Source organism: Bacillus timonensis, assembly GCF_004799755.1.
Classification (GTDB): Bacteria; Bacillota; Bacilli; order Bacillales; family Bacillaceae_L; genus Ferdinandcohnia; species Ferdinandcohnia timonensis_A.
Genome location: NZ_SLUB01000050.1, coordinates 1 through 16,361, shown reverse-complemented (window position 1 = coordinate 16,361; position 16,361 = coordinate 1). Strand labels below are relative to the sequence as shown.

The window sequence follows — 16,361 nt, the reverse complement described above, 5'->3', positions numbered from 1 at the left end:
GTCCCAGTAGGGGGTGAAGGAATGCGTAGGAATGATGTGCCGGCTTCGGTAAAGGATGAGCGGCTAATTAAGAAACGGCGAGACCAGATGATTAAAGGAGCGGTGACGCTTTTTAAGGAGAAAGGGTTTCATCGCTCGACAACCCGGGAGATTGCGAAGGCAGCCGGTTTTAGCATCGGTACGCTGTATGAATATATTCGAAAGAAAGAGGACGTTCTCTATTTGGTTGTAGATAGTATTTATGACCAAGTTCAGGAACGACTCCAGCAAGCGATCAACACGAAGGAAGGTAGTATCGAAAGCTTGAAGCTTGCGATTCGCAATTACTTCCTTGTCATGGATGAAATGCAAGACGAGGTTCTTGTTCTCTATCAGGAGGCTAAATCTCTTTCGAAAGATGCGCTGCCATATGTGCTTAATAAAGAAGTCGAAATGGTCGGCATGTTTGAAAAAGCAATTGAGGACTGTATTGCAAAAGGGGAACTTCAATTGCCAAAGAAGCAGGTTGAGCTTGTTGCTCATAATATTTTCGTGCTAGGCCAGATGTGGGGCTTTCGCCGCTGGGCGATGCGCAAGCTTTTTACTCTTGAAGAATATATTGACATGCAAACAGAGTTTTTATTAAAGGGGATTGAAAAATAAAAGGGTTTGGGGGAGAAGCAAATGAGTACGGTAGAAGTATATCGTCCCAAGCATCATGTGCGGTTTGTGACGGCTTCAAGTTTGTTTGATGGGCATGATGCTTCGATTAATATTATGCGCCGCATCCTGCAGGCAAGTGGAGCAGAGGTCATTCACCTTGGGCATAATCGCTCCGTAGAGGAAGTAGTCAATGCAGCCATACAAGAGGATGCACAAGGCATCGCGATTTCCTCCTATCAAGGCGGTCATGTGGAATATTTTAAATACATGTATGATCTTCTTAAGGAGCGGGGAGCCTCTCATATCCGAATTTATGGCGGTGGTGGCGGAGTTATCATCCCTCGTGAAATTCAGGAGCTTCATGAATACGGTATTGCCGGTATTTTTTCGCCTGAGGACGGTCGTCTCCTGGGACTTCAAGGGATGATCAATAAAATGCTGCAAGAATGCGATTATCCAACAAGTACGGAACTAACAGATGAACTTGAGTTACTACAATCAGGGGATTACAAAACCATTGCAAAGCTGATTACAATTGCTGAAAATCACATAGGTAGCAAAGTTGAGACAGCGGCAGCCGCAGAAACCATCATACAAAAAATAAAAGGCCTTGAAAAAAAGGTCCCTGTTGTGGGGATTACGGGTACAGGAGGGGCTGGGAAAAGCTCACTCACGGACGAATTAATTCGTCGCTTTATCAATGAAATGGATGATAAACAGGTAGCGATTCTGTCCGTTGACCCAACAAAGCAAAAAACGGGTGGAGCCTTACTTGGTGACCGAATCCGGATGAATGCGATTTTTAACCCAAGAGTGTATATGCGAAGCCTTGCGACAAGGGGTTCAAAATCAGAGTTATCACTAGCGATCAAAGACGCCATCGCAGTTGTAAAAGCAGCAGGATTTGACTTAATCATTGTTGAAACGAGTGGAATTGGGCAAGGGGATGCTGAGATTACAGAGGTTTGTGACATCTCGATGTATGTCATGACAAGTGAATTCGGTGCGCCTTCACAGCTTGAAAAAATCGACATGATTGACTACGCGGACCTCATTGTTATTAACAAATTTGAGCGCAAGGGCTCTGAGGATGCCAAGCGTCAGGTGCAAAAACAGTACCAGCGCAGCCATCTTTTATTTGAAAAAGACTATGAAGAAATGCCGGTGTTCGGGACGATTGCAAGTCAATTCAATGACCCTGGAACGAACGCCCTTTTTGCAAATTTAGTTGCTATCATTAACGAAAAAATGGGCACGGATTGGAAAACGTCCTTTGAAAAAACTGCCGATGTTCAAAAACAAAATGTGATCATTCCAAATGACCGCCGTTATTATTTGCGTGAGATTTCCGATACGGTTCGAAATTATCATAAAAAAGCAGCAGAGCAGGTCGAGATTGCGCGAAAGCTATTCCAAATTAGCGGTACTATTGAAAGTGTGAAGGAGCTTGGAGACACCGAAGTCGTCACAACCCTTGAAACCTTAAAAACTCAATACGAAGCAAAACTTTCGGATGAATCGAAAAAAATCCTGGCGAACTGGGAAGCGACAAAAGAAATCTACAAGGGCGAGAAGTTCATTACCAAAATCCGCGATCGGGAAATTGTTACGATTCTAAAGACAAAGAGCCTTTCTGGTTTATTGATTCCGAAAATTTCTCTACCTGGTTTTAAGGACTTTGGGGAAATTTTACGATGGGTATATAAAGAAAATGTGCCGGGGGCATTCCCGTATACGGCTGGGGTGTTTCCGTTCAAGCGTGAAGGGGAAGATCCGAAGCGTCAGTTTGCTGGTGAAGGGACCCCCGAACGAACCAATCGCCGCTTTCACTATTTATCGAAGGATGATGATGCCAAACGATTAAGTACGGCATTCGATTCTGTAACCTTATACGGAGAGGACCCGGCATATCGACCTGATATATATGGAAAGGTTGGCGAAAGTGGGGTCAGCGTTTGTACGCTTGATGATATGAAAAAGCTGTACAAAGGCTTTGATCTATGTGCACCTTCCACATCCGTGTCGATGACGATCAATGGTCCAGCGCCAATTATTCTCGCGATGTTTATGAATACGGCGATTCACCAACAGGTCGAAAAGCGCGAACAGGAGCTTGGTCGCATGTTAACAGTCGAGGAATTCCAAGAGGTTCGCGCAAAGACTTTACAAACTGTTCGTGGTACTGTTCAGGCCGATATTTTAAAAGAAGACCAAGGTCAAAACACGTGCATTTTTTCAACAGAGTTTGCCCTTAGAATGATGGGGGATATCCAGGAGTATTTCATTGACAACAAAGTGCGTAACTATTATTCCGTATCGATTTCCGGCTACCATATTGCTGAAGCGGGAGCGAATCCCATTTCTCAGCTTGCTTTTACATTATCAAACGGGTTTACCTATGTGGAATACTACCTCAGCCGTGGCATGAAGATTGATGATTTTGCACCAAACCTTTCTTTCTTCTTTAGTAACGGCTTGGACCCTGAATATACGGTGATTGGACGCGTGGCACGCCGCATTTGGGCAACAGTTATGAGAGAAAAGTATGGGGCAAATGAGCGCAGTCAAAAATTAAAGTACCATGTGCAAACTTCAGGTCGTTCCTTACATGCTCAGGAAATTGATTTTAATGATATTCGTACGACCTTACAGGCGCTTATGGCTCTACATGATAATTGTAATTCCCTTCATACGAACGCGTATGATGAGGCGATTACCACACCGACAGAGGAATCTGTAAGACGGGCGATGGCGATTCAAATGATCATTACGAAAGAACATGGTTTAACGAAAAATGAAAATCCATTACAAGGCTCATTCATCATTGAGGAATTAACAGACCTAGTTGAGGAAGCGGTACTGCAAGAATTTGACCGACTGAATGACCGTGGTGGGGTTCTTGGTGCGATGGAAACTCAGTATCAACGTGGGAAGATTCAAGATGAGTCGATGTATTATGAGATGAAAAAGCATACGGGAGAGCTTCCGATTATTGGGGTGAACACGTACCTTAATCCGAATCCACCAACAGAAGAGGAATTAAACAATATCGAGCTTGCCCGCGCAACAAAGGAAGAAAAGGAACTTCAGATTAAAAATTTAAAAGGATTTCAGGACCGAAATAAGGATAAAGTAGAAGAAGCATTGAAGAAATTAAAACAGGTTGCAGTTAATAATGGCAATATTTTTGAGGAATTAATGGAAACGGTACAGGTTGCAAGTCTTGGACAAATCACACAGGCCCTTTATGAAGTGGGTGGACAATACCGTAGAAATATGTAGAAAATAATCGAGGCTGGGTCAAAAAAGGTTGACTCAGCCTTAAAAAATGTATTGACTGGCATAAAGTGGTTGATTTTGTTTATAATGAATGATATGTATTTTACAGAACTTATTTTTATTGTAGTTCATAGTTAAAACATTATACTCAAGTTTTTACCAAGATTTGTAGTTACATACATAGAAAGGGAGTGCCTTGATGAGTCTAAATCAATACTCACCAGAGCAAATAAAAGAAATGTCAATGCTTGAAGTAGCGTATGAGATTTTCTTAGGGAGAAAAGATGCAATCGCATTTAACGAGCTAGTTGACGAAGTAGCAAAAGCATTAGAGCTTTCCGAAGAAGAACTTAGCGCAAGAATTTCTCAGTTTTATACAGATATTAATATCGATGGTCGTTTTATCACTTTAGGTGATAACCGTTGGGGACTTCGTACTTGGTATCCATATGAGCAGATCGATGAAGAGGTTACTCATACTGAAAAGCCGAAGAAGAAGAAAAAGGGCAAGAAGAAGAAAGACGAAGATGACGATCTTATCGACTTCGATGACCTTGATGAGGATGATCTTGATTTCGATGAAGATTATGATGAAGAAGATGAAGATCTAGTAGACATCGACGATGAAGACGAAGAGGAAGAAGACGACGAAGACTTCGATGACATTGACGATGAGGAAGAGGATTTCGACGACGAGGATGAACTACTCGATGACGAAGAATATGAGATCGATGAAGAAGAGGAAGAACTAGAAGAAGAGGAAGAAGACTAAGTCTGAAGCCGTGATTGGTAACTAAATTCCACTTAAACTTCGTATTGACTTTTCAATCTTAACTCGGTAGAATACTTTTTGGGCTCTAAAAAAAGAGTATCTACGAAACCATATTACAAGTTTCGCTCCCTTACATATTGTAAGTGGGGCTTTTTTATTTTTATAGGAGTAAAAAAGACAATCCCCGTACCCAGAAAGATTCCTTTATACAATTTCATAAATTTGAGCAAACTTTAACTAATTACATGAATGGGGGAAAAAGAAAGATGACAAAATATATTTTTGTAACAGGTGGGGTTGTATCGTCCCTTGGAAAAGGGATTGTTGCCGCATCTTTAGGCCGTTTATTGAAAAACCGAGGAATGAATGTAACGATCCAAAAATTTGACCCATACATTAACGTGGACCCAGGAACCATGAGTCCATACCAGCATGGGGAAGTGTTCGTTACCGACGACGGCGCTGAAACAGACCTTGATTTAGGGCATTACGAGCGTTTTATCGACATTAACCTAAACAAATATAGCAACGTTACAACAGGTAAAATCTATTCAACTGTCTTAAAGAAAGAGCGTCGCGGAGATTATTTAGGTGCAACCGTTCAAGTTATTCCGCACATCACAAACGAGATCAAGGACAGAGTATTCCGTGCTGGCCATGAAACAAATGCAGATGTCGTCATAACTGAGATTGGTGGTACGGTTGGAGACATCGAATCACTACCTTTCCTAGAAGCTGTTCGTCAAATCAAAAGTGACGTGGGCTCTCGCAATGTGATGTATGTGCATTGTACGCTTGTTCCATACATTAAAGCTGCCGGGGAAATGAAAACAAAACCGACCCAGCACAGTGTAAAGGAGCTTCGAAGCCTTGGAATTCAGCCGAACATCATTGTTCTCCGTACAGAAATGCCGATTTCAGAAGAAATGAAGGATAAAATTGCGTTATTCTGTGACATTGATTCAAGAGCTGTTTTCGAGAGTCGCGATGCAGAAACTCTTTATTCAATCCCATTATCTCTTCAACAACAAGGTATTGATCAAATTGCATGCGAGCATCTTCAACTAGATTGCAAGGAAGCAGACATGACTGATTGGGTCCACCTTGTTGAGAAAGTGACAAACCTTACTAAAACGACCAATATTGCGTTGGTTGGAAAATATGTAGAGCTTCAGGATGCGTATCTTTCTGTAGCAGAAGCATTAAAGCATGCCGGTTATGCATTTGATTCAGATATCAATATCAACTGGGTGAATTCTGAAGAAGTCACAGATGAAAATGTTGCTGAGTTTCTTGATGGAGCAGATGGAATTCTCGTTCCTGGTGGATTTGGTGACCGTGGGGTTGATGGTAAAATCTCAGCACTAAAATACGCTAGAGAAACAAAAACGCCATTACTAGGCATATGCCTTGGCATGCAATTAGCATCTGTTGAGTTTGCTCGCAATGTACTTGGTTTAGAAGGAGCACACTCTGCAGAACTTGATCCGGATACTCCACATCCAATCATTGACTTATTACCAGAACAAAAGGATATTGAAGATTTAGGTGGAACACTACGACTTGGACTTTTCCCTTGTAAAATTGAAGAAGGGACAAAAGCGTATGAGGCATATAATGACGAAGTGGTGTATGAGCGTCACCGCCACCGTTATGAGTTTAACAATCATTATCGCCAAGCAATGGAAGCTGCTGGATTTGTCTTCTCAGGAACAAGTCCAGATGGACGACTTGTGGAAATTATCGAGTTGAAAGACCACCCATGGTTCGTGGCTTCACAATTCCATCCAGAATTTAAATCACGACCAAACCGTCCTCAACCCTTGTTTAGAGAATTTATTCGAGCATCATTAACAAGCGCAGAGAAAATGTAATACGGGAATAGTAGAGATGGCGAGTGAATAGACACTCGCCTTTCTTTGTTTGCATTCTACTTTATTCAAATTCGTCGACCATTTCTTTGATTGTAAATGTTAGTCCGAAATAGGCGTATAAGGCTGTCATCACGCTTGGGAAACCGAAGCGGGTCCCGACGTCATCTGGAATTAGGGGCTTCGTTAGCTTACTATCTATATGAATATCTACGATTTTATTAAGAGTGCGTTCATCCTCTGTTTTTACAATCGCAGAAATCGCAACCGTTTGAATTCCGTTGCCGCGAAGTTCTTCCGCGAGCTTGATCGCTTCTTCATCAGTTGAAAAACGAGTAATCAATAGAACAGAGTCAACACCTTCAACCTCATTTATTTTATTATTCGTAAATAAAGGCTTAGCAGATTTTAATGGTTCAGCGCCAAATAGAGCTTCCGTTTCAACGGCAGCCATTTCACCGAAGCCATGAACGAAAATGGAGCCATTGCTAATAACTGACTGGGCAAGGATCCTTGCGCCATCCTCCATATTCATTTCCTCTTTTTCCATAATTCTGTTAAAATGACCCTGAAGTTGGGTAGTAAAAATTTTCAGCATACACGTAAAATTCCTTTCTATTCGTTTTCCACATATTTTCATTATAACGTTATACGAAAAAAATAAGAAATCATGTCGATTTCTGTTGAGAAAACTTGTTTCGGTGTTGGAAATAAAAGTTTTCTACGTAAAAAGAAGGAAAAATGTTGCTATTGGTAGAATTAAAAATGAATAACGATATAATAATATTCGAAAAAACGAACGTATAATAGCGATCGTAAAAAACCAAGCAATTATTCTAATTTTTTTATCTATTTTAAGGGGGGTTTTTACAAGAATGTCAGAGAAAATCTTAATTGTGGATGACCAATACGGAATACGAATACTGTTAAACGAAGTTTTTCAAAAAGAAGGTTACAAGACATTCCAAGCAGCTAATGGAGTACAAGCAATCGAAATCGTTCAAAAACACTCTCCAGATTTAGTTTTACTAGATATGAAAATCCCTGGTATGGACGGGATTGAAATTTTAAAAAGACTTAAAAAAATCAACCAGGACATTCGAGTCATTATTATGACGGCTTATGGTGAGCTTGATATGATCCAAGAAGCTAAGGATTTGGGAGCAATTACCCATTTTGCAAAACCGTTTGATATTGATGAACTACGCGAAGCGGTTCGAGCAAATATCCCATTAAAATCCGAATAAAAATCACAAAAAATACAAAACCGCATTATGATTAAGATGAAAACGCTTCATGATAAAATGGGGAAATGATAGTCTCTTGCGAAATCAAAATCTTGTGATATGCTTAGTACTGTATTGTTGCTATTCCTTAAGCAAAGAGCATTTTTGTGTGCTTTTTGTCTGTTCATTTCTATCTAAAAGTCTACATATTATGTTTTTGTTTCGGTCATTCTATTAGGTGATACGAAATTCTTGGAATAGGTATACAATTAACCCCGGCGTTTCTTTGCCGTGGTTCTATGTGTATAGGAATTATTTCCTTATTTTACACAATAAAAACGGTACAAAAGGAGGAAATTCACATGCCTTTGGTTTCAATGAAAGAAATGCTTGAAAAAGCAAAAGCAGAAGGGTATGCAGTAGGTCAGTTTAACCTAAATAATCTAGAGTTCACACAAGCGATTTTACAAGCTGCACAAGAAGAAAATTCACCAGTTATTCTTGGTGTTTCTGAAGGTGCTGGCCGATATATGGGTGGATTCAAAGTGGTAGTTGCGATGGTTAAAGCAATCATGGAAGAATCAAACATTACCGTTCCAGTTGCAATCCATCTTGATCATGGTTCTTCTTTCGAGAATTGTGCGAAAGCAATTCACGCTGGATTCACATCTGTTATGATTGATGCTTCTCATCATCCATTTGAAGAGAACATTGAGATTACTTCTAAAGTAGTTGAGCTTGCACATTTCCACGGAGTTTCTGTAGAAGCTGAGCTTGGTACTGTTGGTGGACAAGAAGATGACGTAGTTGCTGAGGGTGTTATCTATGCGGACGTAAATGAGTGTGTTGAGCTTGTTACCCGTACTGGAATTGATTGCTTAGCGCCTGCTCTAGGTTCTGTTCACGGTCCTTACAAAGGTGAACCAAACCTTGGTTTCAAAGAAATGGAAGAGATCGGAAACAAAACCGGTTTACCACTTGTACTTCACGGTGGAACTGGTATTCCTACAAAAGATATTCAAAAATCGATTTCTCTTGGAACTGCAAAAATCAATGTAAACACAGAAAACCAAATTGCTTCAGCTAAAGCAGTGCGTGAAACACTTGCTGCTAAGCCAAATGAGTATGATCCACGTAAATACTTAGGACCTGCTCGCGATGCGATTCGTGAAACTGTAAAAGGCAAAATGCGTGAATTTGGTTCTTCTGGAAGAGCGTAAGAAACCTTTTTGAATTTCGAACGTCTAATTAAATAGATTGGGGATTCGTCTCCAAACCATATAGAAAAGCCGCTAATTTCCTGTTATGTATAACGTGATTTGGAAATAGCGGTTTTCTTACGTTATAATAAGAAAAGCGCAAGACAATTTTTAAAAACTTGCCAGCAATTTGGGAGTCTAGGGGTAATTACAGATCATCAACACATAAAAAGTGGAAGGAGCTGATTTGTTAGATTTACCCAAATAAAAACATAGACGAACTAAACAACTTAGATAAAAGTCCTTCAACAAGATTCACTTCAACAACATGAAACTTCACGTAAACTGCTTCTAAAAAACCAAAAGAAAAAAGTATAACTTAAGTCCTATGAACTGTTCCCTAAAGAAATATCTTTAATGGGATGATTTGATTGTTTTTGCGAAAAGGTATAAAATGAAACATGATTTTTATATTTTCGTGTAAACTAAGAATTAATACTTGTACAATCACGCAGTAAATTTATGTTAAAATATACCAATTCGAGTGAAGTGCCGTATGTTTTTTAGGTAAATAAGGGAATAGAACTGCCTCACAGCTAGATTTCATCCAGTAGTGTTCACCGGATAGCGTCTACCCTTGGCAATTCGAGGTTTCCCTTACTAACCGTCATCTTCGCTAGAAGGGAGCCACTTATGGAAAAACTTAAGATAGCAGGCGGTTATCCACTAAAAGGATCTGTGAAAATCAGTGGGGCGAAGAATAGCGCAGTTGCCCTCATTCCAGCAACGATCCTAGCAGAATCGCCAGTTACAATTGAAGGCCTTCCTGACATTTCAGACGTGCAAATTTTAGGTGATTTGCTTGAAGAAATTGGGGGCCATGTAGAGATAAATAAAGAAGAAATTTATGTTGACCCAACCAATATTGTGTCCATGCCATTACCGAACGGAAAAGTAAAAAAGCTACGTGCTTCCTACTACTTAATGGGTGCGATGCTCGGTCGTTTTAAAAAGGCTGTAATTGGCTTGCCTGGTGGATGCCATTTAGGTCCAAGACCAATTGACCAACATATTAAGGGATTTGAAGCACTTGGAGCAAAAGTAACGAACGAACAAGGTGCGATTTATCTTCGTGCAGATGAGCTAAGAGGTGCTCGTATATACCTTGATGTTGTAAGTGTAGGTGCAACCATTAATATCATGTTAGCAGCAGTGCGTGCAAAAGGACGTACGATCATTGAAAACGCCGCGAAAGAACCGGAAATTATCGATGTAGCTACATTATTGACAAGCATGGGTGCGAAAATTAAAGGTGCCGGAACAGATGTGATTCGAATTGATGGCGTTGATTCCTTACAGGGCTGCCGCCATACCATTATTCCTGATCGTATCGAAGCAGGTACATATATGATTATTGGAGCCGCGATGGGTGAAGGGGTATTAATTGATAACGTGATCCCACTTCACTTAGAATCCTTGATTGCCAAGTTCCGCGAAATGGGTGTAACCGTTGAAACAAGCGACGACCAAATCTGGGTTGCTGGAAATAAAGATTTGAAATCTGTTGATATTAAAACGCTTGTGTATCCAGGCTTTCCAACTGACCTTCAACAGCCTTTTACATCCTTACTTACAAAAGCAAGTGGTACAGGTGTTGTAACCGATACGATTTATGGCGCAAGATTTAAGCATATCGATGAGCTGCGTCGCATGAATGCACAAATTAAGGTTGAAGGTCGTTCAGCGATTGTCACTGGACCAGTCCAACTTCAAGGGGCAAAAGTGAAGGCAAGTGACTTGCGCGCAGGTGCTTCACTTGTTGTGGCAGGCCTCATGGCAGAAGGTATAACTGAAATTACAGGTCTTGAGCATATCGACCGTGGCTATAGCCATTTAGAAGAAAAATTAACAGGATTAGGCGCAACCATTTGGAGAGAAAGCCTAACAGAAGATGAAATTGAACAACTTCAAAATTCATAATTCAGTAATAATTTCCAAACTCCCACTACAAAAAGTGGGAGTTTTCATGTATCCTTAAATGGAAAAGTAGAGAGAAAACGTTTTTATGATATGAGAATGTTAAACATACGGCACAAAGAGACTACTACCAGCTAGGGGGAAGGATCATGGAAAGAAGCTTATCAATGGAGCTCGTACGAGTTACAGAAGCAGCAGCATTGGCATCAGCTCGTTGGATGGGTCGTGGTAAAAAAGACGAGGCAGATGGTGCAGCAACCTCTGCGATGAGAGATGTATTTGACACAATCCCAATGAAGGGACAAGTTGTCATCGGAGAAGGAGAAATGGATGAAGCCCCAATGCTTTATATAGGCGAAAAGCTTGGGAATGGCTATGGACCAAGAGTGGACGTTGCCGTTGACCCACTGGAAGGAACCAATATATTAGCATCCGGCGGATGGAATGCGCTTTCTGTGTTAGCGGTAGCTGATCATGGGAATTTGCTTCATGCCCCAGACATGTATATGGATAAAATTGCGGTCGGACCAGAAGCAGTCGGGTTAATCGATATCAATGCACCAATTATCGACAACCTAAAAGCAGTCGCAAAAGCAAAAAACAAGGATATTGAAGACGTTGTGGCGACTGTCTTAAATCGTCCAAGACATGAGCATATCATCGCCCAGCTACGTGAAGCAGGGGCTCGTATTAAGTTAATTAATGACGGTGATGTTGCTGGTGCAATCAACACAGCATTCGATCATACAGGTGTGGACATTTTATTTGGCTCCGGTGGTGCTCCTGAGGGTGTTTTGTCGGCGGTTGCCTTAAAATGTTTAGGTGGCGAAATTCAAGGGAAACTTATTCCGCAAAACGATGAAGAAATTGCTCGCTGTATAAAAATGGGTCTTGATGTTACAAAGGTACTTCGTATGGAAGACTTAGTCAGTGGGGATGATGCCATTTTTGCGGCAACAGGTGTCACTGATGGAGAGCTTTTACGAGGAGTTCAATTCAAAGGCTCAATCGGGACAACTCATTCACTTGTTATGCGTGCAAAGTCAGGAACTGTAAGATTCATAGACGGTAGACATAGCTTGAAGAAAAAGCCAAATTTAGTAATTAAATAGAGTAGAGGCGAGTCTTTGTACTCGCTTCTCTTTATAATCAAGGCTTTAACACAAAAACGTCATAACTCTATCAAAATAAGGGTATTGATTAAAAATGCGAGAATAGGGTAAAATAAGGGAGAATAGACTGTTCATTATACTTCTAAAAAATTCAAAATAAAGGATTTCCTTTGCACAACCGTAACGCGGTTAAAACTTCAATGCAATCCTCAGAATGCTTCTAAATCATTCCATCCATATCGATTCATATAAAATGTTTCATAGTGTCTCTTTATCACTGAGAGGAGAAAATACGAAAACGCTTTTATATGATGGACGAATGAACCAATCATCAAATGCGGCCTTGCGTATCTGCTGAATAATTTAAAGCAAATCAATTGGAAAGCATTACGAGAAATAAACTAAAAATCAAAGAGTGGTGTACCAATGAGTATTACAATTTCAAGCTTGGAAAACATGAAGCTAAAAGAATTATATGAATTAGCACGGGAATATAAGGTTTCCTACTATAGCAAATTAACGAAGAAAGAGTTAATTTTTGCGATTTTAAAAGCACGTGCTGAACAGGATGGCCTTTTATTTATGGAGGGTGTTCTTGAGATTATCCAATCAGAAGGATTCGGTTTCCTACGCCCTATTAACTATTCCCCATCCTCAGAGGATATCTACATTTCAGCCTCCCAAATCCGTCGTTTTGACCTGCGAAATGGGGATAAGGTTTCGGGTAAAGTACGTCCTCCAAAAGAGAATGAACGCTATTACGGTCTTCTGCATGTTGAGGCTGTCAACGGGGATGACCCAGAATCTGCAAAGGAACGTGTCCACTTTCCTGGTCTAACACCTCTATATCCAGATCGCCAAGTGATCTTAGAGACAAAGCCCAATCATATATCTACTCGAATTATGGACATTTTAGCACCAGTTGGTTTCGGTCAGCGTGGTCTTATCGTAGCACCACCAAAGGCTGGTAAAACAATGCTGATTAAGGAAATCGCAAACAGCATTACAACGAACCATCCAGAGGCTGAATTAATTGTCCTATTAATCGATGAGCGTCCAGAAGAGGTTACAGATATCGAACGTTCTGTAGCAGGTGACGTGGTAAGTTCCACTTTCGACGAAGTGCCAGAAAATCATATAAAGGTTGCGGAACTAGTGCTAGAAAGAGCGATGCGTCTAGTAGAACACAAACGTGATGTGATTATTCTTATGGACAGTATTACGCGTCTTGCGAGAGCTTATAACCTTGTGATTCCTCCAAGTGGACGTACGTTATCAGGGGGGATTGATCCAGCAGCATTCCACCGTCCAAAGCGTTTCTTCGGGGCAGCAAGAAATATCGAAGAGGGCGGAAGCTTAACAATCCTTGCGACTGCATTGGTAGATACAGGCTCACGGATGGATGACGTCATCTATGAGGAATTCAAGGGAACGGGTAACATGGAGCTACACTTAGATCGTTCACTTGCCGAAAGACGTATTTTCCCTGCCATCGACATTCGTCGCTCTGGTACTCGTAAAGAAGAGCTTCTTATTGAAAAAGAAAATCTCGATAAAATCTGGGCAATCCGTAAAGCAATGTCAGATCAACCAGATTTTGCGGAGAAATTTTTACGTAAACTTAAGCAAACTAAGACAAATGCAGAGTTCTTTGAAATGCTTGAAGCAGAAAAGAAAGCGGCAATTGCTCGGAGAAGCAGCAGCAGACCTGAGGCATAAGAAGTATGTGTTGCGTGAGTCCGCGCCGATATTCATGTTGGAAAAATTAACGTTTTTTGACAGCAGGATTAAGTTGCAATTCATGGCTTCACTTGTTATAATTTCAACATGTGCGTTTTAGGTATAATAAGAATTCAAATAGGAGGTTGAAAAGGACCGAGAATTTCGAGGCGGTGCAGTTTTGAGTAGCGGAGCGTATGTATTGGATACGTGAGCAACGGAAAAACAAGCCAATGAAGAAATTCGATGTGTCATTTTTAGCCGACGTTTTGAATATCCTATCGAAATTGTACATGCAATTTTGCTAAAACGTAACTCTGTTTCGATCAAGGATTCAGGGCGGAAGGAGATGAGACGAATGAAATCAGGAATTCATCCAAACTATAAAAAAGTTATGGTGAAATGTGCTTGTGGCAATGAATTTGAATCTGGTTCTGTAAAAGAGGAGATACGCGTTGAGGTATGCTCAGAGTGTCACCCATTCTATACAGGCCGTCAAAAATTCGCTGATGCAGGTGGACGTGTAGATAAATTCAACAAAAAATACGGTATTAAATAATACTGATTTAACTTTATTCAGTCGGGACTACAGTCTCGACCGAATAAAATTAAAGCCTCCGGCGGATGCCACAGATTTTAAAAGGAAATTTTTCGGGTCGTAAGATCAAAGACTAAGAACGCCACTTCCTGTGGCAACGTCTTTGTGACCCACTTCCTGAGGGCCTAAAATCTGGGCGCAAATACGCTAAGGCGCATTTGATAAAGCCAAAAACAGGCAAGTTTTTTCTTCTTGCCTGTTTTTTGTGCTACTAGACTTATTTAACTCGCATTAATTTTAACCTCATATCAATAATCCTCATACTTACAGTCAATAGTTGACTCAAGGCTAGTAACAACCGAGGAAAGGAAGGATCTAGTTTCATGTATATTATGAAGCAAAGTGGCTGGCTTGAAGTAATTTGTGGAAGCATGTTTTCAGGAAAATCCGAAGAGTTGATTCGACGCGTTCGTCGAACTGAATTTGCTAGACAATCTGTTCAGGTATTTAAGCCTCAAATTGATAATCGATATAGTGATCATTCTGTTGTATCTCACAACGGGACATCCTTTGTCGCAATTCCAGTGGCAAGCTCCGCAGAAATTTTGGAAAAGACTTGCGCTGAAACAGACGTTGTCGCAATTGACGAAGTGCAATTTTTCGACGATGAGATTGTGGAAGTTGTCCAAATTCTCGCAAACCGTGGCCATCGCGTTATCGTTGCTGGCTTAGACCAAGACTTCCGCGGTGAACCGTTTGGAAAAGTTCCAGAGTTACTTTCGTTAGCTGAGTTGGTTACGAAATTACAGGCTGTTTGCTCTGTGTGTGGATCTCCTTCAAGCAGAACACAGCGTTTGATCGATGGAAAACCAGCCTCTTATGATGATCCAGTAATTTTAGTCGGAGCTTCTGAGTCATACGAGCCTCGTTGCCGTCACCATCATGAAGTACCGGGAAAACCACTACTAAAGTCAGTTGCACAAAAGGATAAAATGAAGTTATAAGGCGCTCCGTGGGAGTGCTTTTTTTTGAATATAAAAAAGACCAGGCTGTCAGTCCTGATCTAAAATAGAAACCCGAGTACTTTTTTACGTTTTCTAGACCCTTCCACTTTTTCAAGGGTGATGGCTGTTTGTTTTTGAAGCTCTTCCTTTTCCTTTTCGAGCTGCTCGATATATGCCTCCATTTTTTGCATTCTTTTTTGTAATTCATCGATTTCTTTGCGATGCTGCAAGAGTTGATAGGATACAACATCACTTGCTTTTTCGTCGATCCGTCTTTCGTTCTCTTTAATCCGTTCCATGATCGTGTTTAATTTATCTGAAAGAGTTTTTTCTGAAGCTTGTACCATTTTCCGTGCAGTCCCCTTCCTAGGTTCTGGTGGTGATAATTTGATTTTATCAAATGGGACCCCAGATTTCACTTGATTCCGTATCCCTTCGAATAATGGAAGGTCCATTTCCTCAAATACATAGTGGCCATATTCATTTTTTTTACATGGTATTTCAAAGTTTTTAATCCACTTTCGTACGCTTTTTGTTGAAACTCCCAATTTTTTTGCAAATTCCGCAGTATTCACACCAATCACTCCCCCGAATTTTTTTCTTCCGCTATGCTATGCCTCAATTTCTCCCGTTCTTTGTATAGTAGTACGATTCTCCCTGCTCAATGTAAAATCCTGCCGGGTAGACAAAACTAGTAGCTTTTCGTCAAAGAAAGAAGCAAACCTACAGAAAAGATGTAATTCGACAGCGAAATTTGAAGGAATTGAGTATGGAGTTAAGATACGGAGCTGATGAAGCCAGAGTACCACTAAAAAAGCAGAATGAACTCAGTTAGGTGTCTGGAGTACCCTCACTCTCCTAAAAAAAGGAAACCCAAGGCAGTCCAAGAGGTCTGGAGTAACCTTAATCTCCTAAAATATGGAATGCAGAGGCAGTCCAAGGTGTCTGGAGTACCCTCACTCTCCTAAAAAAAGGAAACCAGAGGCAGTCCAAGGTGTCTGGACTGTCTCTTATACACATCT

At 40.7% G+C, this 16,361-nt stretch carries 13 protein-coding genes; 11 read left to right on the top strand and 2 right to left on the bottom strand.

What is annotated here, in order from left to right; genetic code table 11:
- Nucleotides 1–21 precede the first annotated feature (21 nt).
- From E1I69_RS19395 to E1I69_RS19380, 4 genes are all read left to right on the top strand, one after another.
- On the top strand, nt 22–642 hold the full coding sequence (locus E1I69_RS19395; protein WP_136381213.1) for a TetR/AcrR family transcriptional regulator: 621 nt from the start codon (nt 22–24) through the stop codon (nt 640–642).
- A 21-nt stretch (nt 643–663) separates the two neighbouring features.
- Complete coding sequence (gene icmF / locus E1I69_RS19390) at nt 664–3,924, top strand: fused isobutyryl-CoA mutase/GTPase IcmF (protein WP_136381212.1); 3,261 nt, start codon at nt 664–666, stop codon at nt 3,922–3,924.
- 196 nt (nt 3,925–4,120) lie between these two features.
- The gene (gene rpoE / locus E1I69_RS19385; protein ID WP_136381211.1) at nt 4,121–4,693 is read left to right on the top strand and encodes a DNA-directed RNA polymerase subunit delta; all 573 of its coding nucleotides are present in this window, start codon (nt 4,121–4,123) and stop codon (nt 4,691–4,693) included.
- Nucleotides 4,694–4,959: 266 nt separating this feature from the next.
- Nucleotides 4,960–6,567, top strand: coding sequence for a CTP synthase (locus E1I69_RS19380; protein ID WP_136381210.1), 1,608 nt, complete (start codon nt 4,960–4,962; stop codon nt 6,565–6,567).
- Nucleotides 6,568–6,628: 61 nt separating this feature from the next.
- Here E1I69_RS19380 and E1I69_RS19375 read toward each other — a convergent pair whose 3' ends face one another.
- Nucleotides 6,629–7,162, bottom strand: a complete 534-nt coding sequence (locus tag E1I69_RS19375) for a DUF2529 domain-containing protein (RefSeq protein ID WP_136381209.1) — start codon at nt 7,160–7,162, stop codon at nt 6,629–6,631.
- Nucleotides 7,163–7,439: 277 nt separating this feature from the next.
- On the opposite strand from E1I69_RS19375, the gene E1I69_RS19370 reads away from it, so the two are divergent.
- From E1I69_RS19370 to E1I69_RS19340, 7 genes are all read left to right on the top strand, one after another.
- Nucleotides 7,440–7,811, top strand: a complete 372-nt coding sequence (locus tag E1I69_RS19370) for a response regulator (protein WP_136381208.1) — start codon at nt 7,440–7,442, stop codon at nt 7,809–7,811.
- Nucleotides 7,812–8,152: 341 nt separating this feature from the next.
- On the top strand, nt 8,153–9,010 hold the full coding sequence (locus E1I69_RS19365) for a class II fructose-bisphosphate aldolase (RefSeq protein WP_136381207.1): 858 nt from the start codon (nt 8,153–8,155) through the stop codon (nt 9,008–9,010).
- Between the two features lie 672 nt (nt 9,011–9,682).
- On the top strand, nt 9,683–10,969 hold the full coding sequence (locus tag E1I69_RS19360; RefSeq protein ID WP_136381206.1) for a UDP-N-acetylglucosamine 1-carboxyvinyltransferase: 1,287 nt from the start codon (nt 9,683–9,685) through the stop codon (nt 10,967–10,969).
- 146 nt (nt 10,970–11,115) lie between these two features.
- Nucleotides 11,116–12,078 (top strand): class II fructose-bisphosphatase, encoded by a 963-nt coding sequence (glpX, locus tag E1I69_RS19355; RefSeq protein WP_136381205.1) that lies wholly within the window; start codon nt 11,116–11,118, stop codon nt 12,076–12,078.
- Nucleotides 12,079–12,504: 426 nt separating this feature from the next.
- A complete protein-coding gene (gene rho, locus E1I69_RS19350; protein WP_116351984.1) occupies nt 12,505–13,797 on the top strand; it encodes a transcription termination factor Rho in 1,293 nt (430 codons plus the stop codon).
- A gap of 358 nt (nt 13,798–14,155) precedes the next feature.
- Nucleotides 14,156–14,356, top strand: a complete 201-nt coding sequence (rpmE, locus tag E1I69_RS19345; protein WP_116351985.1) for a 50S ribosomal protein L31 — start codon at nt 14,156–14,158, stop codon at nt 14,354–14,356.
- A gap of 362 nt (nt 14,357–14,718) precedes the next feature.
- The gene (locus E1I69_RS19340) at nt 14,719–15,339 is read left to right on the top strand and encodes a thymidine kinase (protein ID WP_136381204.1); all 621 of its coding nucleotides are present in this window, start codon (nt 14,719–14,721) and stop codon (nt 15,337–15,339) included.
- Between the two features lie 59 nt (nt 15,340–15,398).
- Here E1I69_RS19340 and E1I69_RS19335 read toward each other — a convergent pair whose 3' ends face one another.
- Nucleotides 15,399–15,914 (bottom strand): MerR family transcriptional regulator, encoded by a 516-nt coding sequence (locus E1I69_RS19335; protein ID WP_161974945.1) that lies wholly within the window; start codon nt 15,912–15,914, stop codon nt 15,399–15,401.
- Nucleotides 15,915–16,361: the final 447 nt, after the last annotated feature.